The sequence below is a fragment of the Bradyrhizobium cosmicum genome, assembly GCF_032290525.1.
Classification (GTDB): domain Bacteria; phylum Pseudomonadota; class Alphaproteobacteria; order Rhizobiales; family Xanthobacteraceae; genus Bradyrhizobium; species Bradyrhizobium cosmicum_A.
Window position 1 is genome coordinate 1 of the sequence record NZ_JASXTA010000003.1, and the last position, 24,968, is coordinate 24,968.

Annotated in this window: 17 protein-coding genes and 2 pseudogenes; 4 read left to right on the forward strand and 15 right to left on the reverse strand. The window is 60.8% G+C overall.

The annotated features are described in order from the left end of the window. Positions 1-686: 686 nt before the first annotated feature. Positions 687-2,048, reverse strand: coding sequence for a M16 family metallopeptidase (locus tag QSV46_RS06135; RefSeq protein ID WP_409997147.1), 1,362 nt, complete (start codon positions 2,046-2,048; stop codon positions 687-689). Then, a complete protein-coding gene (locus QSV46_RS06140) occupies positions 2,045-3,433 on the reverse strand; it encodes a M16 family metallopeptidase (RefSeq protein WP_409997148.1) in 1,389 nt (462 codons plus the stop codon). The genes QSV46_RS06135 and QSV46_RS06140 overlap by 4 nt, the downstream gene beginning before the upstream one ends. 381 nt (positions 3,434-3,814) lie before the next feature. Between QSV46_RS06140 and QSV46_RS06145 the strand changes: the two are divergent. The 4 genes and pseudogenes from QSV46_RS06145 to tnpC form a co-directional block, all read left to right on the forward strand. Next, positions 3,815-4,007 (forward strand): annotated as a pseudogene (locus QSV46_RS06145) (IS110 family transposase); the annotation flags it as partial. A gap of 101 nt (positions 4,008-4,108) precedes the next feature. Next, a complete protein-coding gene (tnpA, locus tag QSV46_RS41375) occupies positions 4,109-4,555 on the forward strand; it encodes an IS66-like element accessory protein TnpA (protein WP_409997149.1) in 447 nt (148 codons plus the stop codon). Between the two features lie 9 nt (positions 4,556-4,564). Next, positions 4,565-4,747, forward strand: a complete 183-nt coding sequence (tnpB, locus tag QSV46_RS41380) for an IS66 family insertion sequence element accessory protein TnpB (protein ID WP_409997155.1) — start codon at positions 4,565-4,567, stop codon at positions 4,745-4,747. A gap of 107 nt (positions 4,748-4,854) precedes the next feature. After that, positions 4,855-6,006: pseudogene (tnpC, locus tag QSV46_RS06160) on the forward strand (IS66 family transposase); the annotation flags it as partial. Positions 6,007-6,834: 828 nt separating this feature from the next. Here the strand turns inward: tnpC and QSV46_RS06165 are convergent. From QSV46_RS06165 to QSV46_RS06225, 13 genes are all read right to left on the reverse strand, one after another. Next, the gene (locus QSV46_RS06165) at positions 6,835-8,397 is read right to left on the reverse strand and encodes an ATP-binding protein (RefSeq protein WP_314948007.1); all 1,563 of its coding nucleotides are present in this window, start codon (positions 8,395-8,397) and stop codon (positions 6,835-6,837) included. Positions 8,398-9,208: 811 nt separating this feature from the next. Further along, a complete protein-coding gene (locus QSV46_RS06170) occupies positions 9,209-11,263 on the reverse strand; it encodes a HAMP domain-containing methyl-accepting chemotaxis protein (RefSeq protein ID WP_314948010.1) in 2,055 nt (684 codons plus the stop codon). A gap of 242 nt (positions 11,264-11,505) precedes the next feature. Further along, positions 11,506-12,765 carry a Glu/Leu/Phe/Val family dehydrogenase gene (locus tag QSV46_RS06175; protein ID WP_314948013.1) on the reverse strand — a complete coding sequence of 420 codons (1,260 nt, stop codon included), beginning with the start codon at positions 12,763-12,765 and terminating at the stop codon, positions 11,506-11,508. A 411-nt stretch (positions 12,766-13,176) separates the two neighbouring features. Next, positions 13,177-14,574 (reverse strand): NAD(P)(+) transhydrogenase (Re/Si-specific) subunit beta, encoded by a 1,398-nt coding sequence (locus tag QSV46_RS06180; protein ID WP_085349147.1) that lies wholly within the window; start codon positions 14,572-14,574, stop codon positions 13,177-13,179. A gap of 42 nt (positions 14,575-14,616) precedes the next feature. Continuing rightward, positions 14,617-14,934: a proton-translocating transhydrogenase family protein gene (locus tag QSV46_RS06185; protein WP_007596278.1), complete on the reverse strand. Its 318-nt coding sequence runs from the start codon at positions 14,932-14,934 to the stop codon at positions 14,617-14,619. Between the two features lie 11 nt (positions 14,935-14,945). Continuing rightward, positions 14,946-16,073, reverse strand: a complete 1,128-nt coding sequence (locus QSV46_RS06190; protein ID WP_314948025.1) for a Re/Si-specific NAD(P)(+) transhydrogenase subunit alpha — start codon at positions 16,071-16,073, stop codon at positions 14,946-14,948. Positions 16,074-17,175: 1,102 nt separating this feature from the next. Then, a complete protein-coding gene (locus tag QSV46_RS06195) occupies positions 17,176-17,958 on the reverse strand; it encodes an SDR family NAD(P)-dependent oxidoreductase (protein WP_314948028.1) in 783 nt (260 codons plus the stop codon). Next, positions 17,955-18,275, reverse strand: coding sequence for a hypothetical protein (locus QSV46_RS06200; protein WP_314948031.1), 321 nt, complete (start codon positions 18,273-18,275; stop codon positions 17,955-17,957). The genes QSV46_RS06195 and QSV46_RS06200 overlap by 4 nt, the downstream gene beginning before the upstream one ends. Positions 18,276-18,554: 279 nt before the next feature. Then, positions 18,555-19,610 carry an LLM class flavin-dependent oxidoreductase gene (locus QSV46_RS06205; protein WP_314948034.1) on the reverse strand — a complete coding sequence of 352 codons (1,056 nt, stop codon included), beginning with the start codon at positions 19,608-19,610 and terminating at the stop codon, positions 18,555-18,557. After that, positions 19,601-20,518: an oligopeptide/dipeptide ABC transporter ATP-binding protein gene (locus QSV46_RS06210; RefSeq protein WP_314948036.1), complete on the reverse strand. Its 918-nt coding sequence runs from the start codon at positions 20,516-20,518 to the stop codon at positions 19,601-19,603. The genes QSV46_RS06205 and QSV46_RS06210 overlap by 10 nt, the downstream gene beginning before the upstream one ends. A 28-nt stretch (positions 20,519-20,546) precedes the next feature. Continuing rightward, positions 20,547-22,172: an ABC transporter substrate-binding protein gene (locus QSV46_RS06215; RefSeq protein ID WP_314948039.1), complete on the reverse strand. Its 1,626-nt coding sequence runs from the start codon at positions 22,170-22,172 to the stop codon at positions 20,547-20,549. A 209-nt stretch (positions 22,173-22,381) separates the two neighbouring features. Further along, entirely contained in the window at positions 22,382-23,116 is a 735-nt protein-coding gene (locus QSV46_RS06220) for a GntR family transcriptional regulator (protein WP_314948044.1), read from the reverse strand. Positions 23,117-23,427: 311 nt separating this feature from the next. Beyond that, positions 23,428-24,948: a porin gene (locus QSV46_RS06225; RefSeq protein ID WP_314948047.1), complete on the reverse strand. Its 1,521-nt coding sequence runs from the start codon at positions 24,946-24,948 to the stop codon at positions 23,428-23,430. Between the last annotated feature and the right edge of the window lie 20 nt (positions 24,949-24,968).

Below are 24,968 nucleotides of genomic sequence, written 5' to 3' on the forward strand. Positions count from 1 at the left end.
AAGTTCCTGGTCCGGTCCGGACTGGCGATGTCCCGCTGGGACGGTGGTCGTGTGACCTCGGTCAATCGGCTGGTGGCAGTTCGCCCGCACTCGGCTGCAAACCGTTGAGGCGCCCGATCCGGACATCATCATGAGGCGCTCGCGACCTCGGAAAGGACCATGACCCCAGCTACGACATCAACCCAACCCGACGAAGCCGCCAACGACGTCGATTGCCAAGCCCGCTAGGCAATCGTCTCGCCATCCGCGATCGCTCCGTCTCCGCAACCTGACCAGCTCCGACGGAGCAATCGCTACCGGCGTGTCACTGGGGAGAGGAAGAATGGTAGCTTGACAACAAACCGCAATGAAAGGGCCGATTGACACTGCGAACCAACTGCCGAGAGCGTGGTGCGGGAAATCCGCACGCCACGTTCTGTGGGAACCGGGGCGGGCGACCCCGGTGACCCGGTAGGCAGAGCCGTGAGGCTCCCCCTATCCCGATCGATCACTTTCGGGGATCCCGTCAGCGCAAGGGGGGAGGGAGCCCGTCGGTCGATGCGCCCCTTACTGATCCCAATGATTTCGGAGTCATCTGCAACACGCTGTGAGGTGAGCACCCCCCTTCACCCTCCCCCCTTACGGCCCCTTGCGGGGGAGGGGGTAGGGCGAGGGATAAGCCGCAACGGAGGTGCGCGTAGAAAATGTCAGTCCGACTTCGGCGTCGCCGCTGCCGGCTGGGCGGCCGCCTGCGGGGCGCGGCCGACGATCACGGTGAGCAGACCATCGCCCCAGAGCTTCTTCGCGACCCGCCTGGTGTCATCAAGCGTCACCGCGTCGACGAGGGCGTTGCGCTTCTCGATATAGTCGATCGGCAGCTTGTCGAGCTGATATTGCAGCATCTCCTCCGCCAGCTTGGAGGAGCTGTCGAGCGCCAGCATCTGCGAGCCCTTGAGGTAAGACTTGGCCTCGTCGAGCTCCTTTTGCGTCGGGCCTTTCTCAGCGATGCGGCGGATTTCCTTATCGATCGCATCGACGGTCTCGCCGGCGCGATCGGCGCGGGTGCCCGTATTGCCGATGAACAGCGCGGAGTGATCCATCCAGAGCAGCGCTTCAGGAATCGAATAGACCAGCCCACGCTTCTCGCGCACTTCGTTGAAGAGACGCGACGACATGCCGCCGCCGAGAATGTGGTTCACCACATCGGCCGCCATGAAATCCGCGTCGTGCCTGTTGATGCCGGGTCCGCCGAAGATGACGACGGTTTGCGGCACGTCGAGCGGGATGAAGGCGCGCTGCGGCGGCTTGGCCGCCACACGATCGGGGATCGGCGTCAGTTCAGCCTTCGCCGGCAGACTGCCGAAGGTCTTGTCGAGCAGCTTGCCGAGCGTATCGGCGTCGACGTCGCCGACCACGGCAATGCGCAGTGTATCCTTGGCGAGGATCCGGCGCGCATAGTCCTTTAGGTCGGCGATCTCGATTTTCGGTACGCTGTCCAGCGTGCCGGTGTCCGGCCTGCTATAGGGATGATCGCCAAACGCGACTTCGAGGAACTTGCGGTAGGCCAGCGAGGACGGATTGGTCGATTCATGGCGCAGGGTGGAGATCACCTCGGCGCGGATGCGCTCGACATCGGCGGTTTCGAAATGCGGCGAGGTCAGCGCCATCCGCAACAGATCGTAGGCCTCGTCCTTGTTGTCCTTGAGCATGCGAAGCGAGCCGCGGAAGTGATCGCGCTTCGCAGCGAAGCGCAACTTGATGGCGCGGCGGTCGAGCCACTCGTGGTAGGTCTTGGAATCGAGATCGCCTGAACCTTGGTCAAGCAGGTCGGCGACCAGATTGCCGACGCCGGACTTGCCGGCCGGATCCTGGCTCGCGCCGCCAGTGAAGGCATACTCCATCGCGATCAGCGGCACGGTTGCGTCCTGCACGAACCAGGCTTCGATGCCGCCGGGCGACACCAGCTTCTGGATCTTGGCCGCAGCCTGCGAGGGCGCGGATGTCAGCGTCAGCATCGCAGCGCAAGCGCTGCCGATCAGCGCCGCACGGCGGGTGAGGGAATAAGTCATGAGCGCTTCTCCTTATCTTTCGGCGCAGTATCCTTGATCAGATAGCCGGTCACCGACCGGTTCTTGCCGAGCCATTTGGCTGCGGCCGCGCGCACCTGTTCGGCGGTGACGGCGCGGATGCGATCCGGCCAGCTCCTGATGTCGTCGATGCTGAGCCCGGTGGTCAGGGCGCCGCCATACCAGTGCGCCAGCTGCGCCTGATCGTCCTGGGCGTAGGTCGCGTTTGCAATGAGCTGGGTCTTGACCCGCTCGAGGTCCTCGGCGCGTGCGGTGTTCTGCGCGAGGTCGGCGATCACCTTGTTGATCGCCTCCTCGATCGGCGCAAATTCGACGCCGGGCTTCGGCGTCACCAAGATCGAGAATTGCGACGGGTCGAGCGCCGTGCCATCGTAGCCAGCGCCGGCGCTGATCGCGAGGCCGCTGTCGATCACCAGCGCGCGGTAGAGATAGGAATTGGCGCCGCGGCCCATCAATTGCGCGAGCACATCGAGCGCGGGGCTTTCGCCTGCTGCCGCGGTCGCGGCCGACGGTACCAGATAATAGCGGATCAGGCCGGGCTGCTCGACGCGCGGATCCGACAGGGTCACGGTGCGCGGCGCTGCCGGCGTCGGCTCCTGCGGCCGGATGCGCTTCTTGGGGATCGCATGCTGCGCCGGGATCGGGCCGAAATTCTTCTCCACCAGCGGGCGGATTTCGGCGGCCTCGACGTCGCCGGCGATCACCAGGATCGCGTTGTTCGGCGCATAGAAGCGGCGGTAGAAGGCGAGCGCATCCTCGCGATCGAGCTTCTCGATCTCCTGGTGCCAGCCGATCACCGGCCGGCCGTAGGGATGGTTGAGATAGAGCGCGGCCATGATCTGCTCGTTCAGCCGCGCGTCCGGATTGTTGGCGACGCGCATGTTGTATTCTTCGAGCACGACGTCACGCTCGGGCAACACGTTCTCGTCCTTGAGGATCAGGCCGGTCATGCGGTCGGCCTCGAATTCCATCATGGTCGGCAACTGCTCGCGCGGCACGCGCTGGTAGTAGCCGGTGGTGTCGACCGAGGTGAAGGCGTTGTGCTCGCCGCCGACCCGCTGCACGGTCTGCAAGAACTCGCCGGCCGGGTGCTTGGCGGTGCCCTTGAACATCAGATGCTCGAGGAAATGCGCGAGCCCGGATTTGCCCGGCGTCTCGTCGGCGGAGCCGAGCTTGTACCAGATCATCTGCGTCACGACAGGCGTGCGGTGATCGGGAATCACCACAACCTGCAGGCCGTTGTCGAGTGTGAAGCTGGCGGGGGGGGCGGAAGTAACCGTGGTCTGGGCGCGGAGGCCGCTACTCGATAGCGAGGTCGTGCAAACAAGTGCGGCAACGAAAAGGGCGGTCGCTCGGTGTGAGGTCATCATGATCCTTATGGAAGCTCGAAGATGCGGTCGGGGCCCGAAAGCGCGGGCACCCTACACGGCACTGTCCGTGCCGGTCATCACGAAGCGGAGAGAGACGCGCCACCCCGCATTAAGCTTTGCTCATGTGAGGCGCAGCCGCGAAGATGAGATTGTAAAACCATACGTATCGCTGATTGACGTTCGGTTTGATCGTCTCCGCGCGGTGCGCCGGCGCCTCTCGTGGCAAACCTTTTACCTGCCGAATTTTCCTCACGGTAAACGCGGTACCTTTCGGATAGTCACGCCCGAGAGGGCGTCTCCTTCAAGAACTCTACACACGTCGCATCTGGTTTCTCCATGAATGGCTGTTGGGGCGCCGACTTAAATCTCCGTTGACACCGAGCTCGGCGCGGTGAGATCGTTTCCTTCTTCTCCACGCTGTCGCCCTGTCTGGTTGGGATAGAGGCTTGCGCCACAGCCCATTACCGGGCGCGCGCGAGATACAGCGGTTTGGACATGACGTGAGATTAATACCGCCAGCATGTATGAAGCCTATGTGCGGCGGGGAGCAAAGAACGACGCCGCTGATGCGGCGTATTCCTCCGTTGAGGGCCGCCTTGTTTGACGGACGCGAGCGCTGCAGGTCCTAGGGGTAATCCAAGGAGAAGCGCTACGACGATTTCGCGGGCAGAGGTGATCACATCGGTCGAGCGGCGGCGGCGGTGGTCGCAGGATGAGAAGGAACGGCTAGTTGCAGCATCGCTCGTGCCCGGAGCCATTGTTTCCGAGGTGGCTCGCATGGCGGGCCTTCATGTGAGCCAGCTGTTCAGGTGGCGCAAAGAGCTTTGCAAGCACGGTGAAACGAGTATAGCGCCGTTCGTGCCGGTCGAGATTGGGCCGTCTGTGCCGCCGCGGGATGTGGCCGAAGCGCCATTGACGACGGCGCCGGCGCGTCGACGGAAGAGCCAGGGCATCATCGAGATCGATCTTGGTACGGACACCGCATCCGGGTCGATGGCGACGTTGATGGATTCTCGATGCTCTGGTGCGCCGATGATCCCGGTTCCGACAGGTGCGCGGGTGTGGCTCGCGACAGGCTACACGGATATGCGCAGAGGCTTTCCGTCGTTGGCACTCTAAGTGCAGGAGGTGCTGCGCAAAGACCCGCTCAGCGGTCATCTGTTCGTCTTCCGCGGGTCGCCGCAGCGATCTTGTGAAGATGATCTGGCACGATGGCCAGGGAGCATGCCTGTTTACCAAAAACTCGAGAGAGGAAGGTTCATCTGGCCATCGGTTGCCGGTGAATCGGTAACGATCTCCCGGCGCAGTTGAGCTACCCGGAATTGATTGGCGCAACCCTCAAGAAACCCAGCGTCCGACGCGGGTCGGATAGTCGTTGTACGGTTTGAATCTGCTGCTTGATCTGATTCAATGGCTTCATGATATCGGAGCCGGACGATCTTCCATCGGACCTTGTGAGTGCCTTGGCGGCGCGGCAGCCGAGCGTGAGGCGCGGCTGCGAGCCGAGGCGATGGCTGCCAGCGCGCAGGCGGAGCTGTCGGATAACGCGGCGCTGATCGCGCATCTCGAGCTGCGGATCGAGAAGCTCAAACGCGAACTGTACGAGCAGCGCTCCGAGCGCACGGCGCGGCTGATCGAGCAGTTGGAATTGGAGCTCGAAGAGCTCGTTACCACGGCGAGCGAGGATGAGCTTGCCGCGCAGGCCGCGGCGGCGAAGGCGCAGAAAGTCCGCGCCTTCACGCGCAAGCGACCGGTGCGCAAGCCATGGCCGGACGACATCGAACACGAGCGCGTCGTCATCGAGGCTCCGACGACCTGCGCCTGCTGCGGCGGATCGCGGCTGGCGAAGATCGACGAGGATGTGACCAAAACGCTGGAGGAGATTTCGCGTCGCTTCAAGCGTCGTCGAGACGGTGCGGGAAAAGTTCACCTGTCGCGATTGTGAGAAGATCAGCCAGCCGCCCGCGCCGTTCCGTGCCACACCGCGCGGCTTCATCGGCCCCCAATTGCTGGCGACCATCCTGTTCGACAAGTTCGGCATGCATATCCCGCTCAACCGCCAGAGCGCGCGCTTCAAGTGCGAGAGGATCGACCTGCCGTTGTCGACGCTGGCCGACCAGGTCGGCCACGGGACCTTCGCCGTCATGCCGCTCTTCCACCTGATCGAGCGTCATGTGCTCGCGGCCGAGCGCCTTCATGGCGACGACACCACCATCCGCATCCTGGCAAAGGGCAAGTGTAAGACGGGTCGGATCTGGACATATGTGCGGGATGACCAGCCCTTCGCCGGACCTGCGCCGCCGGCGGCGGTCTATTACGCCTCGAGCGACCGTCGAGGCGAGCATCCACAGAAGCATCTGTGCCGCCTTCGCGGGTATCCTGCAAGCCGATTCCTACAACGGCTTCGAGCCGCTGTTCGATCCGCAGAAGAAGGTGCTGCCGATTACGCCGGCGTTTTGCTTCGCCCATGCGCGGCGGGGCTTCTTCGAGCTGGCGACATCGAGAAGAACGCCCGGGAAGGCGACAGGGGCAAACCGGTCTCTCCGATCGCGTTGGAGGCGGTCATGCGTTGTCGGAAAAGCGACGTATCGCCAAGTGTTCGGATGCCCTCAACCACTGGCCAGCGTGTCAGCAGGGCCCCATCAGTCTTCAAGATGCTGATCCCGCCTTGGGTGCCTACGTTGAATGACGCGAAGAAGGAACAGCGAACCATCAGCAACACCGATTTGAAGCCATTCATCGAGAGGGTCCTTGTGAGGCTCGCCAAGCAGCCGGACGCTAAGCTGTGGACGATTGCGATCAGCGGTGGGACATCTTCACCCGCGACATGCGGTCAGAACCGCTGCCAACAATCCGTCGATATGTCAGAGCTGGTTACAAGGAGCTGGTTCGGCGTATCGTCAAGCCTTGCGCGGTCGCGGCCTCTGCTCGACTGACGATCCCTGCCCCATTGAAGTCAGAGACAGTAGCCATGGCCTTGAGAGTACCGGGTCAATAAAAATCGGCTGTGTGGCTGCTAGGGCGCGTTGATCGCCATCCGTCAGGAACGCTCTTGCCAAGTCAAACAGGGTTGCATGTTGCGCGATCTGAATGCCGAGACGCTGCTTGGCTTCGCACTCAACGGTCGTTCTCAACGAAAGCCAGACTGCCGTCTTGAAGTGACCCGCCCCTATTGGGCTTTCAAGTTGCTTGACGCTCTGCGGGATTGAAGGTGGGAGAGGCTTCCCTGCGAGATCGTCGGGCAGATCAATCTTGACCAAAACATTCCGCTTACAGTCGGCAGACTTTTTGCGGACGCAAGCGCTTCATCGCAAAGAGATGTGCCGGAAAGGTTTACAGAGATTGTCCCACCATGAGGTCTTACTTTCCCAGGCTCTGCAGCATGGTTGCGATCGAACTCATGCTGCCACTTTTTGGCGTGGCCCCCCCTTTGAATGGTCGTCTGGCTTTGTAGGCAAGCTAAACTGGAACACCGCTCCCCGTGGTTCATTCGCTGTCACCCATAACCGTCCCCCGTGCGCCTCGATGATCGAACGACAGATGACCAACCCCATTCCCATCCCGTCCGGCTTGGTGGTGTAAAACGCCTCGAAGAGGCGATTCTCGATGTTTGGGTCCACCCCTGGCCCGGTATCCCGCACAGATACCAGCGCGCGATCAGAGCCATCGCTTGAAGTGCTAATCGTGAGCTCCTTGACGCCGTTGGCAAGAGAGCTCATCGCGTCCACGGCGTTCATAATAAGATTAAGAATCACTTGTTGCAGTTGGATGCGATCGCCTTCCACGAGTGGTAGATCCTTCGCGAAATCCTTCTGCAGAAGAAGTCCGTGCTCTAGGACTTCGCTCCGAGTGAGGGTGATCACGTCAAGGACAGTGCGATTGAGGTCGATGCTATCCTTGCGTGGCGGTGCGTTCTTCAGAAGTCCGCGAATTCGGCTAACGACCTCCCCGGCTCGTGCTCCATCGTCAGCGATCAGATCCAGGGATTGACGGACCCGCTGAAGATTGGGGCGATCGGCATCGAGCCAGCGTAAAGCTGCTTGGGCGTTCATGACGACCGCAGCGATTGGCTGGTTGACCTCGTGGGCAATTGAGGCCGTGAGTTGCCCCATGGTCGCGACGCGGTTGGCGTGCGCAAGCTTCGCCTGCACCGATCGCAAGGCTTCGGACGCCAACGCATAGTCTGTAAGATCGTGAAAGATCGAAAGGATGGCTTCCACCCGATCCGACTTGGAGTACAGAGGTGAATGGCTTATCGCGATATATCGTGGAGTATCTGGGTACGTGAACCAGTCGGCATATCTGACCTCTTCTCCTGCAAAACACCGGTCCTGTTTCGGCTTGACCGTCTGCTCAAAAACCGTGTTTCCCAAGACATCGGCCACGTGCATCCCGATCACATCCTTGGCCGATTTTCCTGTCATATGTTCGAAGACCGGATTAACGCGTCGGTACCGGTAGTCCCGCCCAATGATGCAGATTGCATCAGGGGAACGTTCGAAAACCAGCTGCGTCAGATGCTCGGCTCGTTTGAGATCGGTAACGTCCTGGACGACTCCGAAGAGGCTAAGAGGTCTGCCGGATGCGTCCCTAATCAGATCGGCCTGGCTGCTGACAAACCGCACCTCGCCATCGAGCCTGACTAACCGACAATTGAGAATAAAGCGAGGACCGCCGCGTAGCGTCTGGGCTATCGCTGAGCGCCAGATCGCACGGTCCTCCGGATGTAGCCGCTCGGTCACCTCCTCAATCGTAATGGTTCCCTCACGCGGCGCCAGATCGAAGATACGAGATGCTTCGTCCGAAAAGGTGATCCGGTCTGTTGCGAGATCGCCTTCCCAGTAGCCGACATGGGCAATGCGTTGCGCTTCTTCGAGGAGCTCCCCTCTGCGACGTATTTCCTTGGGCACCTCTTTAACGACGGGCGGAGGAGCGTGACGGACCAGTCGATGCCACAACATGATTGTCCCCTCCACACCATCGCGCAGCAGAAGATGGGTAACCGATCTTACGGCCCTTCACGTCGTAGAGGAGTTGCAATCCCGTCGTGGATCCTCAACCTTCAGGTATATCCCGGCTTGGGCGAATAAGCTGTGCCATCGACCTTGCAGCTAACGCCAAACAGCACAGAGTGGAATTATAGCTAGGTAATTCAAAATGTTCAATCTCGCGCTCAGCGTTTACAGAGAATGCTCCTCCGTTGACAACTCTGGATCGCGAGCGCGTCGATTGCAGCGCACAAGGCGATACCTGACATCACGGCTTCGCTCGGCAGTTCCTGACGCCGCTCACAGTTCGCAGGCAAGAGCCGGACTGCGGAGTTTGATCGACCGAGGGCTGCCGGCAAGCACCATCGCGCGAACTCCACGACGACCGTTGGCTTGCAGCGAAATCGTCGGTAGGCTGCATCGCAGCCAAAAATCTATTTTGCAGGAACGCGAGGTCCAGCAGCCTCTTCCTAATGAACGGGGGCGCATCGTCTGCCAGATTCCGAATGATCTGGACCCGGTCCTTCAAAAATCGTTCATCCACGAAAATACCCATCGCCCTAAACTTCGATATTTCTGAGAGCGCAAGTCGTTAGACTGTTGGCTCCCCCTGCGGAAAAGACAACGCAAGTATCACATTATCGATAGCCGGGGTCGAGCCGATATACGCCGCGGCGCACAGCAGGGGTGTCTCCGGCGCCATTTGGTCTCGCTGATCATCAGTTGCACTGACTGTTCCTGCGCAAGGGACATTTCGCTTGTCGACCGCTGCGCGATAGGCATCTCATGCCAGTCTCAAGGTTGCAAGAAAGCGGCTCAGTTCTGCCTGCAGCGCAGAACTGCTCGTGGATAACGCCCGCGCCGATTGCAGGACATCACTTGCAGCCGTATCCGTGCTCGCGGCGCCATAAGCGACCTGGCTCATTCCGCTGGCAACCTCCGAGGTTCGGGCGACGGTCTGCTGGATGTTCTGCGCGATCTCGCGCGTTGCCAGGAGCTGCTGTTCGACAGACTCCGACACAGCTCCTGAAATCCGCGAGATGCGGTCGATCGTTGCACTAATCGAGACGATTTCGTTCACCGACTTGCGGGCGACCGACTGCATCGAGCCGATTTGCGCGGCAATCTCCGAGGTGGCATCAGAAGTCTGATCCGCCAGAGCCTTGACTTCCTGCGCGACCACCGCAAAGCCGGTGCCGTATTCGCCCGCACGTGCGGCTTCAATCGTTGCGTTGAGGGCAAGGAGGTTGGTTTGGCGTGCCACTTTCGCGATGAGCCGAACGACGTCGCCGATCCGTTCGGCCGCTTCAGTGAGCTCGGACATCTGCTTGTCAGTCTGCGCCGCCTGGCGGACCGCCTCCAGCGCAATTTTCGAGGATTCCTGCACCTGCCGCCCAATTTCGGAGGCGGAGGTCATCATCTGCTCCGTCGCGGCAGCAATGAGCTGGATGTTGGAAGAGGCGCTGTCGGATGCTGTCGAGATGTGGCTCGAAACGCCGGTCGTGTGCTTGGCCGATTGGGCAAGGCCAAGAGCCGCGCATTCAAGCTGGCAAGAGGCGTCAGCCACCGTCTGTATCACGTTACCGACGGCCGCCTCGAAGGCATCAGCAAGCCGCACGAGCTCCGCGCGGCTTCGCTCGCCCTGCAGGCGGTCGCGCTCCAACTGTTCGGCAACGTCGCGCTCAGCCTTCTGGCGCATGCCGTGCTTAAAGTCTTCGACCGCTCGTGCCATGTCCCCGATCTCGTCTTTGCGGTCAAGCCCCGGCAGAACAATCGCGAACTGACCGGCACCGAGCTGACGCATGGCCGCCGTCATTCGAGAAATGGCATCACCAATGTGATGGCCGAACAGCAGGGCAAAGGTCGCGACCAGGCCCATCGCGCCAATAACCAGCCAAAATAAGAGATCGCGGGCGTTTGCCGCCCGCGACCCAGCCGCTGCGCTTCGTCGATCGGCTTCTGCGATCGCCCGTGCCAATGCCGGACGATGGCTGCCATAAACCTTTGCAATATCCTCCATCTCGTCGTTCAACGATTGCTGCACGAACATGAAGGCAGAAAAGCCGGCTTGATAGGACTTAAGAAGACCCTCAAGTTCCGTCCGAATGCCCGAGGAAACATCTGAGGTGGCCAGCAGCCTGACGAACTCGGCGCCAGACGTGTCGAAATCCTGGCCGTATTTCTCGTCGCTGTGCAGCATGAAATCTTTCTCGTGCCGACGCATGGTCTCCATGAGCGCGGTCATCCTTGGCTGGTCCAGCTCAGCAAGCCGCTGTTGCAGCTGAAGCTCAGCCGCGCTGAGCCCGCCCTGAAGCCCCTGGTCCCCGTTGAAACCAAGCGCGCGCTCGGCCGAGACGATGTTTTGAAAGCGCGCGGCGTAGAGGTCGATCCCGCTGCGCAATCCGGAGGAGCTCTTGAGAGGGTCGCCCTCGGGCAATTGGGCCGCAGAGGCTTCGATATCGCCGAGCAGCGTCACTTCTTGCTTGAGCAGCTCGGCATGACGCTCGATCATTGCCTCGTCACGCCGGCGCAGGAATTCGGTCGTCACATGTTGCGATTCCAGAAAGCTCTGCGAGAGCGCCGCAAATCGGTCGCGAAAGCGAGCGGCCTCGTCCGCATCACGCTGGACCTGCACTGCGTAGTTCAGCCCGACCAGGCAGACCGCACCGGTCGCAATGACCGCGATGATGCCAAGCAGGCCGATCTTAACCCGCAATGAGGCACCGAATCCCCGGCTGGCAGGCAGCTTGCGTAAGCGCCACGATGAAGTGCGCTTGAAGGATAGCGCGCGAAGTGTCAGAGGTGAGAACAATGCTTTCTTTCCTACTAAATGGCGCATGGCTTGCCAATCCTGCGGCCGATTGGAAAACTCGTGAGACGCGCGACAGTCACCCAATGTAAAAAACGGCCGCTGCGGTTGTCGGCAGCGGCCCAGCCAAGTCTAGGGCGAATTGGAAGACATAACGGTCTGCCAGCGGATCGGCTGTATCGAGCTCGCAAGGAAAGGCATCAGCGCGCTGGCTCGGTTAGCGACAGCGATATCGGCCCGCAGCGGTTGCACGCGAAAAAAGGTCGAAGCTGTTACGGGAAAAGTCCGCGTGTTTCCTTGGCACCGCGAACACGCTCGACGCCTATCGCCATGGCTGCGGTGCGATTGAACAACTTTTCACGTTTGCTTCGCGCCAGGACTCGATCGAATGCACGATCCAGGAGCTGATACTCGCGGCGCATGACTTCCTCCTCCTCCCAGAACAATCGCTGAAGGTCCTGCACCCATTCAAAGTAACTGACGACAACACCTCCCGAATTGCAGAGAATATCGGGAATGACGAACACCTCGTCCTGGCGTCCCTCCAGGATTCTATCGGCTTCCGGAGTGGTGGGTCCGTTGGCGCCTTCGGCGAGGATGCGGCAGCGCAGCCTACCGGCCATTTCGGCATCGATGACCCGTTCGACGGCAGCCGGAACAAGCACGTCGCACGGCAGGGTCAAGATCTCTGCGGGGTCAAGAGCAAGCTCGTTGGAGTAACCGTCAAGGCTTCCTTGCGACGCTGCGTGCCGGACCAGTTGGGGTATGTCGAGACCCCCAGGCCGGTAGAGCGCCCCGGTATGATCGCTGACCGCAATCACCTTCACTCCCATGTTGTGCAGCTCGAGCGCGGCAATCGAACCGACGTTTCCAAATCCTTGAACGACTGCCGTCGAACCATTGAGGCGGATTTTGAGCTCGTCCGCTGCGCGCCTCACCAAATGAGCCACCCCTCGGCCTGTCGCTTCACGGCGACCGAGCGTTCCACCGGCGCTGACGGGCTTGCCCGTCACGATCTCGGTGACGGTCTGGCCCTGATACATCGAATATGTGTCCATGAACCAGGCCATGATCTGCTCGTTTGTCCCGAGGTCTGGAGCCATAACATCGGTGTGCGGCCCAACGAACGGGATCATTTCCTGCATATAGCGCCGCGAAAGCGCCTCAAGCTCGCGCTTCGACAAGGTCGACGGATCGACGTTGATCCCGCCCTTGGCCCCGCCATACGGCAATCCGACCAGAGCACACTTCCAGCTCATCCAAATGGCAAGCGCTGCAACTTCGCCAAGGTCAACTGTTGGCGCGAACCTTGTGCCGCCCTTTGTCGGGCCAAGCGTCAAATGATGCTGAACGCGGTAGCCCTCGAAAACCGCAGTGGTGCCATCGTCACGGTGGATCGGGCACGACACGGTGACTGACCGCTTCGGCAGCAACAGCCGCGGTCTCGCATCATCCGGTATCATCAGATAGTTCGCGATCACTTCGAATTGCTTTACGGCCATCTCAAACACTGGCCCACGGTATGCAGTCACGCTAGCTCCTCAAGCTGAATATGAAACATTGGATGCTCATGCATCGTGGTGCTTTGTGCTCCGAAGCGTGACGCGAATTCCAGAGGCGGACATAGTCGCCTTCACCGCAAGAGCGCACCTTGTGCTCACGGCCAGAACAAGACCAATCCAACGAAAGCGAGATTGACGAGGGCGGCCACGATCGCCAGCAACCAAGTAGTCGCAGGCGAAAGGTCAGGAGCATCTTGCAAGTCTGGCATCCAAAGGGGCGGGGGCGGCATCTCAGTTCTCCTGGGTTGCAGCGGATCGAGCAAGCGAGATGAAAGCGCTCACGGCTATCGGGAGGAGCGGATTGTTCAAGCCCATCGCGCGGGGGCGCCCTGGTTGATCAACACTCGATAATCCCCGAGCCATGTTGAGCTCCTGTTGCGGCTACATCGCCTTGACGATGTTCTCGGTGACCTTCTTGGCGTCGCCGAGCAGCATCATGGTGTTGTCGCGATAGAACAGCGGATTGTCGATGCCGGCATAGCCCGAAGCGAGCGAGCGCTTGATGAACATCACGGTGCCGGCCTTCCAGACCTGGAGCACCGGCATGCCGTAGATCGGCGAGGTCTTGTCCTCTTCGGCCGCCGGATTGGTGACGTCGTTGGCGCCGATCACGAAGGCAATGTCGGCCTGCGCGAATTCGGAGTTGATGTCCTCGAGCTCGAACACCTCGTCATAGGGCACGTTGGCTTCAGCCAGCAGCACGTTCATGTGGCCGGGCATGCGGCCGGCGACCGGGTGAATGGCGTATTTCACCTCGACGCCTTCCTTCTTCAGGATGTCGCCCATTTCGCGCAGCGCATGCTGAGCCTGCGCCACCGCCATGCCGTAACCGGGCACGATGATGACCTTCTGCGCGTTCTTCATGATGAAGGCCGCATCGTCGGCTGAGCCGAGCTTGGCCGGCTTCTGCTCGCCGCCGCCACCGCCCGCCGCCGCGGTCTCGCCACCGAAGCCGCCGAGGATGACGGAGATGAAGGAGCGGTTCATCGCGTGGCACATGATGTAGGACAGGATCGCGCCGCTCGATCCCACCAGCGCGCCGGTGATGATCAGGGCGGAATTGCCGAGAGTGAAACCGATGCCGGCCGCGGCCCAGCCCGAGTACGAGTTCAGCATCGAAATCACGACCGGCATGTCGGCGCCGCCGATCGGGATGATCATGAGGACGCCGAGCGCCAGCGCGATGATGACGATCAGCCAGAAGTCGAGCGCGCTGCCCGTCATGACCAGCCCGACGATGAAGACGACGAGCGCGATCGCGAGCGCGATGTTGATGATGTGACGGAACGGCAGGATGATCGGCGCACCGCTCATGCGCGCGGACAGCTTCAGGAACGCGATCACCGAACCGGTAAAGGTCAGCGCGCCGATGGCGACGCCGAGCGACATCTCGACCAGGCTCTGCGGATGGATGTTGCCGGGGCTGCCGATGTCGAAGGCTTCCGGCGCGTAGAACGCACCGGCGGCGACCAGCACCGCGGCCATACCGACCAGCGAATGGAAGGCGGCGACCAGTTCCGGCATCGAGGTCATCGGCACGCGACGGGCGATCACCGCGCCGACGCTGCCGCCGATCGCGATGCCAAGGATCACGAGGATCCAGGCGAGGCCGTCCGCCGGCGGATGGCTGGCGAGCGTGGTGGCGACCGCGATCGCCATACCGATCATGCCAAAGAAATTGCCCTGCCGCGATGAGGCGGGGCTGGACAGCCCGCGCAGTGACAGGATGAACAGCACACCTGCCACGAGATACAGAACTGCAGCCAGATTGGCGTTCATCTCAGGTCCCCTTTGTCTTCGTCACCCCGAGGTGCACGCCGCTCACTTCACTTTCTTCTTGTACATCGCCAGCATGCGCTGGGTGACAAGAAAGCCGCCAAAGATATTCACGCAGGCGAAAATGAGCGCGATGAAACCGAAGCCGCGCGCCCAGCCCGAGCCGCTCGAGATCATGCCGACGCCGACCGCCAGCAGCGCGCCGACCACGATCACCGAGGAGATCGCGTTGGTGACGCTCATCAGCGGCGTATGCAGCGCAGGGGTCACCGACCACACCACGAAATAGCCGACGAAGACGGCGAGAACGAAGATCGACAGCCGAAAGACGAAGGGATCGACGACTTGTGCAATATGCTCCATGACGGCTCCCCTTACGCTTTCGGCTGGAAATTCGGGTGGATGACGGCGCCGTCCCGGGTCAGCGCAGTCGCCTTGACGAGTTCGTCGTCCCAGTTCACGGCCAGCGCCTTGCTGGTCTTGTCGACCATCGTTTCGATGAAGTTGAACAAATTGCGCGCGTAGAGGCTGGAGGCCGATGCCGCGACGCGGCCGGCGACGTTGGTGTAGCCGACGATCTTGATGCCATCGACCTCGGCGACTTCGCCCGCCTTGACGCCTTCGACATTGCCGCCGCGTTCGACGGCAAGATCGACTAGCACCGACCCCGGCTTCATCGACTTGACCATGTCGGCCGTGACGAGCTTCGGCGCCGGCCGGCCCGGAATCAGCGCGGTGGTGATCACGATGTCCTGCTTCTTGATGTGCTCGGCGGTGAGCGCGGCCTGCTTGGCCTGGTACTCCTTGGACATTTCCTTGGCGTAGCCGCCGGCGGTCTGCGCGTTCTTGAATTCCTCGTCCTCGACGGCGAGGAATTTCGCACCGAGCGATTCGACCTGCTCCTTGGTGGCGGGCCGGACGTCGGTCGCGGTGACGACGGCGCCGAGACGGCGCGCGGTCGCGATCGCCTGGAGGCCGGCGACGCCGACGCCCATCACGAACACTTTTGCGGCGGGCACCGTGCCGGCTGCGGTCATCATCATCGGGAAGGCGCGTCCGAAGGCCTCGGCGCCCTCGATCACGGCGCGGTAGCCGGCAAGGTTGGCCTGCGAGGACAGCACGTCCATCACCTGCGCGCGGGTGATGCGCGGCATCAATTCCATCGCGAAGGCGGAGACGCCGGCATCGGCTATCGTCTTCAGCGCGGCCTCGTTGCCGTAGGGGTCCATGATGGCGATGACGAGCGCGCCGCGCTTGTACTGCGCCAACTCGGAGGCTTCAGGGCGCTTCACCTTGATGATGATGTCGGCGTCCTTCAGCGCGTCGGCGCTGACGGTGGCGCCCACGGCGGTGAATTCGGAGTCCGGCAGGCCCGACTTGAGGCCGGCGCCCGGCTCGATGGCGATCTCGGCGCCCAGCGCCTTGAACTTCTTCACCGTATCCGGCGAAGCGGCAACCCGCGGCTCCGACGGATCGATTTCCTTGGCAACGGCAACATTCATGAAACCTCCCGGCGAGCGCCGCCTGTCTTCGTACAATAGTTTTCCGAGTGCAGGCCCGCGGAACGGCCGAATTCGTTTTTTTAGTGATGACCTGTTCGCAGTGGGGACATGCTCGTTTGCTAGATTCTATTGCGTGCTCTGCGCCTTCCTAAAGACGCCGACCCTTTTAACTCTTGCGGCGCTGCGCCGCTCTTCCAATCCGCGCGATCTGCCAAATCGCAATGGAGCTCTCAGTCATCCGATGGTCCGAATGAAGAGACAATGTTACCAGCGCGGCATTCCGTGACGCGGACCACCCCGCCGTGCGCCGAACCGTGGTACCGACCTTCGCGTCACGCCTGCAACGAAAGCTCGCTCACTCGATGTTTAGAACGAAATGACGATTGCGGCGGATGAGCCTCAAGGTCAGGCGCCGTGCCGCATCCAGCTGCCGATTGCGCCTCACATTGGATCCCCACCCCATTGCATTTTGCCTCGCGTCTGCGCGCAAGGTAGCACCGCGAAGGTCTCATTTCTCGGCGATCTGATCGCCATAACTGGACACTTGCGGTGGAATCCGTCGCAAGATTGGAGGTGAGCTAAAAATTTCTGCAAGATGTGACGGTTCTGGACAGACGATCGAATCAACATCAGACAGCACCTGCACCAGAGTCGAGCGCTCGTGGCGCAGCCGAGAAGCGGAAAGTCGTCTGGCGCAGCACACGTTCCATGCTGCCGCGACGGGACTCCAGAGGACATTACCCTTCTCCCCGGATACAAGGCAGCGCCATCGCTGTCAGGGACAGAGCCGAATAGCGTTCGGCCGCGACAGCTCTCACCGCCGGCCGCCGGCCCCCCTTTAAGGTCCCCCCGATCACCGATTCCGACAGAGCTATGTGGGTTTGGCTGTTTCGCCGTATGACCCAGCATGAATGCGCCTGACCTGAAGGCCGCCGCGTTGCACCATTTTGTTGCTGACGAAGTGTCGATAGACAATCGAGCTTCGTCGCAGGGGCAGTACAAGCCTGGGGGGCCACGAGCGGCCGGACACCGGAAGTCAGCGAAGAGCCGGGAAGGCTTGCGGTCCCTCAAGCAAAGGAATGTACTTGTACGCGGCGGACACTTAATCAGTCGTCGTGACGTGGAGTTTCGGCGTGCGCGGCAGCGATCTTCCGCCATCCATGACGATTGATTGTCCCGTCACCATGGAAAACTCCGAGGCACACAGAAGCGCCGCCATACGGGCGACCTCCTGTTCGGTAACCAGTCGCGCCAGCGGCGTTTCCATGACGACGGTCGCCTTGTAGTGGGTCATCGCGTCGGTACGCTCGCTGGCGATCTGGCCGGGTACAATCGCATTAACCGTGACACCGGGCGCAAATTCGAGCGCGAGGCACTGCGTCAAATGGATCAAAGCCTCCTTGGCAAGGCCATAGACCGAATGCGACCTCGCATAGGCCGAGGTTGCGCTCACATTGATGATCCGACCCCAGCCCATTCGCTCCATGCCAGTGATGGTGCTTTGAGCGAGCTGATACGGTGTCCTTAGATTCACCGTCATGACCGTCTCCCACTCCGACAGGGGGAGCGACCGAAACGGCGTATCCGAATAGGGACCCGCATTGTTGACCAGGATGCCTACGGCTCCCAATCGCTCCGTCACGCGGCATACAAGCGCTGCCGCCGCTTCTGGATCTCTGAGGTCAGCCGGAAAGACCGCCGCTTTTCCACCGATCGCGGCGATGCGGGCGACAATGCCTTCTCCCTCGCTCAAAGCACGCCGGCAATGCACCGCGACACGCGCCCCACGCCGGGCGAGCTCGAGTGCGATTGCAGCGCCGGCGCCTGACGAGGAGCCGGTGACAAGGGCGACCTTGCCGTTGAGATCACATTCGCCCGCATTCATGGATCGATTCTCCTGGACCAGATGAACTTCAGCTTCGATTCGTCCAGATACTTCTTGTGTGTCAGGTCGATGAGATCCTTGGCGGATGTCGCTAGCTCCGCCTCATAGGCTGCGCGATCGGCCACCTCGATACGCTCGATGTAATCCCAGGGGCCGCCGTCGAACGGCACTGGCTCCGTGAGGCGATGAATCCGATAGCTGGTGATCGTCTTGAGCTTTGCTGTAAACGGATAGTCGATTTCGCGCTCGAATCGTTCGTATTCGTCCGGATCGACGCCCGGTTTTAAGGCGGTCAGGATATAGACGACGACCGTCATGACGTGCTCCTCATCATTATTGCTCAGGGAAAGAGCGAGCTTTCACATCCTCAAGGCCGAGCTTCAGCTAGGAGGTGCTTAATGGCTGGGTCAGCGGGTGACGATAAGGTCCTGGAGGCCGCCACGAACGAGCTCCTCATCTTGGTCATTCCGCTCGGGTTCGACGCCAAGCTGCACGCGCCCCTCTGAGATATCAGCTACGCCGTGCTTCGATCGATGCGGCGCAAACGCGGATCGCGAAGAGACTGCCAGTCTCTTTGCAAACCACTCGCTCGAGGCTTATGCCCTCCAATCGCTCGACTCCTTCGCGAAAGTCGCCTCGACCGCCGGCCAGACCTGCGTTCCGAAGCGCACAATGACATCTTCGTAACTGATACCAGGAGCCGGAACGGGAAAGATGTTGAAGCCCGTGAGGCCGGCGCGGCGAAGGTCAATGACGTGCTGCGTCACCTCTTCGACAGTCCCGCAGAGGGTGAGAGCGTCCACATGGCGGTCGGTGACGAGGGGAAAGAGTGCCGCGAACGGGGTGACGCCGGCAGCATAAGGGACCGGACCAATGGCTTCGACGAGCTCTTTTGGCAATGTAAGTCCCTGTGTCTGAAGCGTGTAGAACCGCGAAGTGGCTTGCGCAATGATCCGCGTCACTGAAGGCCGCAATATATCCCGCGCCTGCTTACCGTCATTGGCGATACAGCAATCGAGGCGCGCGACAAGCTTGACCTCCCGCGGAGAACGGCCGGCCTTCATCGCTCCCTCGGCGACGGCCGACGCGAAGGCCTTTGCTTCTTCGACAGACCCGCACCCTTCCATCATCACACCATCGGCGACCGCGCCGCCCATTTTTTGGCCGAGCGGCCCATTGCTTGCGACGCGAACAGGGACGCGCGCGCGCGGCGGGGTGAAATTCAGTCGGCCGCGCTGAAAACGGATGATCTCGCCCTGATAGTCGACCTCCTGCCCGGCCATCAGCTGACGGATCAGATCAACGGCTTCGCGAATGGCTAGCGGAGGCTTGCGCGATTGGATCCCGAGCTCGGCGAAACCGGAGACGCCCGCGCCGATGCCGAGAATGGCGCGGCCTTCCGAAATTTCATCGAGGGTGCCCAAGGCCATGGCGGTCAACGCTGGGTGGCGCGCGAACGGATCGGTAACGCAGGGACCAAGATTGACGCGCGAGGTTTGCCCAGCCAGATAGGACAGAGACGAGTAAATTTCCCGGTAGAAGCGCTCATCCGCAAGCCAGACGGTTTCAAATCCGCTCTCTTCGGCAAGCCTGGTACGAGCGGCAAGGCGGGACACCGATTGGTCGCCGAGCATCAACAGTTCTATCGACATGAACGTCTCCGACAATTGCCTCCGGCCGCGCTCGAGCAGCTGATCCGGCCGAGAGGTGATGAAGAAAGGGGCTTGAGTTTTCGCCTCGCCGATCCCGTGGCCAGGTCCCTGACCAGCCGACGCATCCGACCTTGAGGACGAATGCGTGATGACGACGACGAGGGGCGAACGGGCTGGCCGATCGGCAGAGCGGCAGGAGCTGGACCTTGCGAGTGCCGGCATTGGCCGAGTGAGATGTGCTTCTTTCCAGTCTTGTTTGCGTCTGTCAGGCCAAATCGCAGAGGACTTGTAATGAGCTGGAGCGAATTCCCGTCTCGGGGCTGGCTCGGCGCCGGCTTGGCCAGCTGACGGCGAGCGCGAAAGAGACAGCCGACGTGAACGGCGGTCGGACTTGGGATTTCGCCTTTTAAAACGAAGCGTTCGCGCCGAATGGCCGGATCAGGAACAGGTACCAATGGCAAAAGCGCGCATGTGTAGGGATGCCTTGGGTCGACGAACAAGCTGGCTGCATCGGCTTCCTCGACGATGACGCCGAGATACATGACGGCGACAACGAGTGGGACACCAAACAGAACAGCAAGAAGCAAGCTCGCCAGCGTGAGCTCGAAGGTGGCCGGCAGACGCTGCATGAAGTCCGCGAAAACGGCTCGGCCAGTTGATGAGCCTTCGCCGAGATCGCCATGGGGAAGAGCACTCATGTACTGCTCGTATTGCGCATAGAGAGGCTGATCCAGCCTCATCCTGTGCTGCATCTCGGCGACATATTCGGCCGTCGCTATCGCGCCGGCCTTCACAAGGGCGGGATTAGCGGGCAACAGATAGACGAGGAGAAAGCCGATGACGCTGACGCCGAGCAGGGCCGGCGCCAGCAGTGCTAAACGACGAAGCACGAAAGCGAGGAACGACATGTCCTTCTCAGCGCGTCCAGGCTGCTTTTCAAGCCAGCTTCATCTTGTTGAAGCGCTCGAACGAGTCCCAGTACTTCGTAACGCCCGCGAGCTCGGAACGCGTCACCCTCGCCCAATTGTCGTACCAAAGCAGACCCCACGCCGCGTCATCCAAAAGAATTTTCTGCGCGTCCTTGACTGCGGCCATGCGCCTCGCTGGATCAGCCTCTCGGATATTCTCGTCGATAATTTTGTCGAGGGCAGGATTGGCGTAGCCCCCCTTGTTTGTCGCGCTGGCTTTGCTGTGGAAGTTCCAATAGAGGTGATAGAATGGGTCGTTGATCCAGGACTGCCACGATTCGATCGACAGCTCGTGCCCGCCGCTCGATGACAGCTGGCGGAAGGTGGCGTCGGGCTCCTTCTCGATGCTGACCTGGAATCCGATCTTCTCCAGTTCGCGCTGTATCCAAACCGCTGCTTGCTCATGCGGCGCATAGCCCACACGCACCGCGAGCTTGACCGGGATGGGCCCGGAGCCGAGCCCAGCTTCCGCCATCAGTGATTTTGCCTTGGCGACATCGTATTTGTACGGCGAGAGCGAACCATCATAGCCGGGCGTTTGAGCTGCGACCGGGCTTTTCATTTGTTCGCCATACCCGTAGAGCACGTTCGGGATGATCGCGTGGATCGGCATCGTGTAATTGATCGCCTGGCGAACCTTCACATTATCGAACGGTTTTTTATTCAGATTCATGCAGAGGAAATTGCAATTGGTATCGGGCAGAGACACGACATTGAGGCCCGGCTCGCCCTCAAGGCTCTTGAGGTTCTTCGGCGACATCGAATTGGGTCCGATCACCATGTCGATGGCCCTGCGCTTAAGCAGGAGAATCCGGTCCGCTTCATTCGCCGTGGATTTGATAACGATGCGTCTAAAATAGGGAGGCGGCCCCCAATAGCCCGGGGTCGCTTCCAGGACCACCTCGACGCCCGGGTCGTTTCTGACAGCTTTGTAGGGTCCAAGCCCGGCCGTATTGCGCTTGAGCCATTGAGCGGCCCAAGGGTCGTCGGGGGTCGCGTGCAGCTTGATCTCTTCGGGATCGAGAAGTGCGTTGTTGGACAAGGCCAGCACGTCGAGCAACATGGCATTTGGCGCCGGCAAGTTGATGGCAAAGGTGCTCTCGTCGCGAACCTCGAATTGATCTGCCTCTGTCACTCCGACCATGGTCGGAAAGATGAGCCGCATGTAGCCGGAGGATTGCAGCCCACGGTCAAAGAGATATTTCACCGCGTTCGCATTCACCGGGCGGCCGCTGGGAAACTTCAGGCCGCGACGGATCTTGACGACAAGGGTTTTGTTGTCGTTCTCATATGTCCAGCTTTCGCCGATGCCGCTTGTGAAAACACCGGGCTTGGAAATCGCAAGGTTAGGCGATCCGGCAACTGGGTCCGCACCCCAGTTCAGTATCGTGTCGTAGATGTTTGCCTGAACGATATAAGCACCGTCGGACTTGAACTGTGCCGGATCGAAAGAATCGATATCCGTGCCCCAGGCCACCGTGAGCGTCGGAACGCCCTGTGCATTCGCAGACCCGGTGAAAAGGCCCGGCGTGAACATCGCACTTCCGCTCGCCGCCAGCTTGAGAAAGTTGCGGCGTGATTTATTTTCAAACATTCAAGTCCCCCTGCGTAGATTGTGGATTGGCGCCAACAAGCTCGAATGACGTGGATAGTTGTCTCGTGTGCACGACTCTTTAGAAAGAGGCTCGAGCAAAGGAGCGGCCAGGAAGGTCGGCTCGCGTCCGTACAATCGACGATCGCGGGGATAAAAAGGTGCGATCCAGACGCGCAGCTCGGGACAAGGCATGAGCCGCTGCAGGATCTTCACGCCGAGGCGTTTCTGCTCTTGCCTTTGGGAGTGGCGACCGAGCGCTTCTTTTCAGGTTTGTCGATAACGCGCGAGAGGCAGTTGGCCGCCTGCATGATGTCATCGGTCACAGCCGCGCGGGCGGCGGGGCCGTCGCGATGCATCAGCGCATCAAGAATGCGGCGATGCGCATCCATGGAGCGGCGCAGGTGCGCGGCGTCGGGCGCAACCAGCACGAAGCACGGGCCAATCAGAACCCAGAATTTCTCGACCGCACCAAGGATGATCGGAGCTTGAGCGATCTCATAGATCCGCCTATGAAAGGCGAAGTTCGCCGACAGATAACCCGGCACATCGACCGCATCGGCGGCTGCCTGGAGGCGATCATAGAGTTGGGCGATCTCGGTATCATCAACGCCTGTGATGCGGATTGCTGCGCGTTCGGCGAGGAGCCCTTCAAGCGCCACCCGCGCATCGCGCACATCGCGCAATTGTGCCCCTGATAACTGAACCACACTCAGCCGCGCGGTGTCGCTGAACTCGAATGCGCCTTCGGCCTGCAGGCGGCGCAGCGCTTCGCGCACGGGCATCGGGCTCGAACCCAGTGCGTCGGCAAGACCGCGAATTGTCAGCCGCTGGCCCGGCGCGAAACGGCCGGCCATTACGCCATCACGCAAATGCCGGTAAACTTGATCCGCCAGAGAGTCCCGGGCAACGGACGGCAGTGGCGGCAGCGGTTTCTTGTTCTTCACCTTGGCGGATCCTCCCGATTTTGATTCCAGATATGTGATCACAAATTTACGTCGACGTCAAATTTTGCTGATGACCTCCTATTCCCACCGTGACGAGGCGAGACTTGGCGGGCCGTTCCGTCGACGCGAGAGGGGTTCGATAAAGCCGTGAGCGGCGATGCACCTGATCAGCGTGGAAGATGGATGGGCAGCGTATGCGAAAGCTGGCTCTGCTTAGAAAGACCTCCGGCGGGCATGCCGGAGGTCTCTTGGAGGTCAAAGTCGGTTCTAAAAGCCTTCGTTTTCTCCTTCCTGCTCGTTGTTGAAGCGGATCACCAATTGCGCTGAGCTCGCAGGAGCAAGCTTAGCGTGCTCTGATCCTTCAGCTCGTAGGTAGCACCGGGCTTCGCGATACCCGTCTGCGCCGGTAAAACCACCGTGCTGCCGGCTGCGTATTTCTGGTCGAGCATGCTATAGGCCAGATCGGCAGAGAAGGTCAGGTTCTTGACCGGGGTCCAGCGCGTGATCACGCCGGCGACGGCATAGTTGAAGTCCGGGTTGCAGCCGGTCGCGCCACTCGAGAGCGCAACGCCCGCGACGAACGCAGCGCAGATATAATTTTTCGCCGTGCCGTTATATCTTGCAGCGGCCCAGGCACCGTAGATGCCAGTGTTCCAGGATGGATCCCAATTATGGGTATAGCCGCCACGGAAGCCGTAGGTTGTGGTCAGCTCCTGACCGGAGCCGGTCACGAAGACCGAGTCAGCGAGACCCGCAAGGCCAACGCTCTGGTAGGCCCCCGCGAGGCCCGAGCCTCCGTACATCGCGTAGCTCGTGGGCACAAGATCCTGGAAATTGTAGCGGCTTGCGCCATAGGTATACACGGCCTGTACGTTGATCGTGTCACCCGGCCCGGTCGGGAGGTTCTTGATCGAGAGGGCCAATTGACCGGCCCAGCCCCACTTGTCGCCTGCATGACCGGTCGTTTCATCAGCGCCGTAATAGGCGGCATGATTGTCATGCGCAGCGACTGAGGCCTGGAACAGGCCCCAAGCCTGATCGACGCGAAGCATGGCGACAAGGTCGGGAGAGCTTGCACCGGCAATGTCCTTGGCGCCGTACGCACCTGTTGCAAGACCTGCCACTGTCGCGCCGCTGACGTTCCAGATGTTAGTCGTGTAGTACTGGACCTGATCCTGCGCGGAGAACGAAGCCGTGATACCCTGGCCGAAGTCAGCCGTGTACGTGAATTGATTCACACCGGTAACCGCACCACCGCCGCCCGGCAGACCGTCGAAGTTGTTCGAGGGGTAGTTGATCCAGGGCGTCGAGAACTGGGAGATGGTCTTGCCCATCGTGAACCCGGCGAACTGGATGAAGGCCAGATAGACACCAACCGAACCACTGGCGACGCCGGTTCCGCCGTAAATTGTCGAGCCGTTAGTGGCGCTTGTGCCGGCACCGGTATAACCACCTGAGCCCCAATCGAACACGCCATCGAAGAAGGTGCGAAGCATGCCGTATTGGGTCGCGGTACGGGTATCGATCGTCAGATCTTCACGAGCATTGGTGGAGTAGTAGTTGCGCAGACGATTGCCCGCTCCGGGCGCACCATTCACCGCGCCTTGCGTGTAGATCGAGTTGGTGTTCAACGCCGCATCAACGCGCAGGTAACCTCCGAGCTTGATGCAGGTGTCGGTGCCAGGGATGTAGTAGAACCCGGCGCCATAGAGAGAGCAGACCTTCACGTATTCGACCGGCCTTGCCTTGGCCGGCAGGTCGGCGCCCTGCGCATGACCCATCATGGTGAGTACAGCGGCCGAACCGCAGAGCATTCGGTTAAACGTCTTCATAAGAGCCCTCCAACATTTTC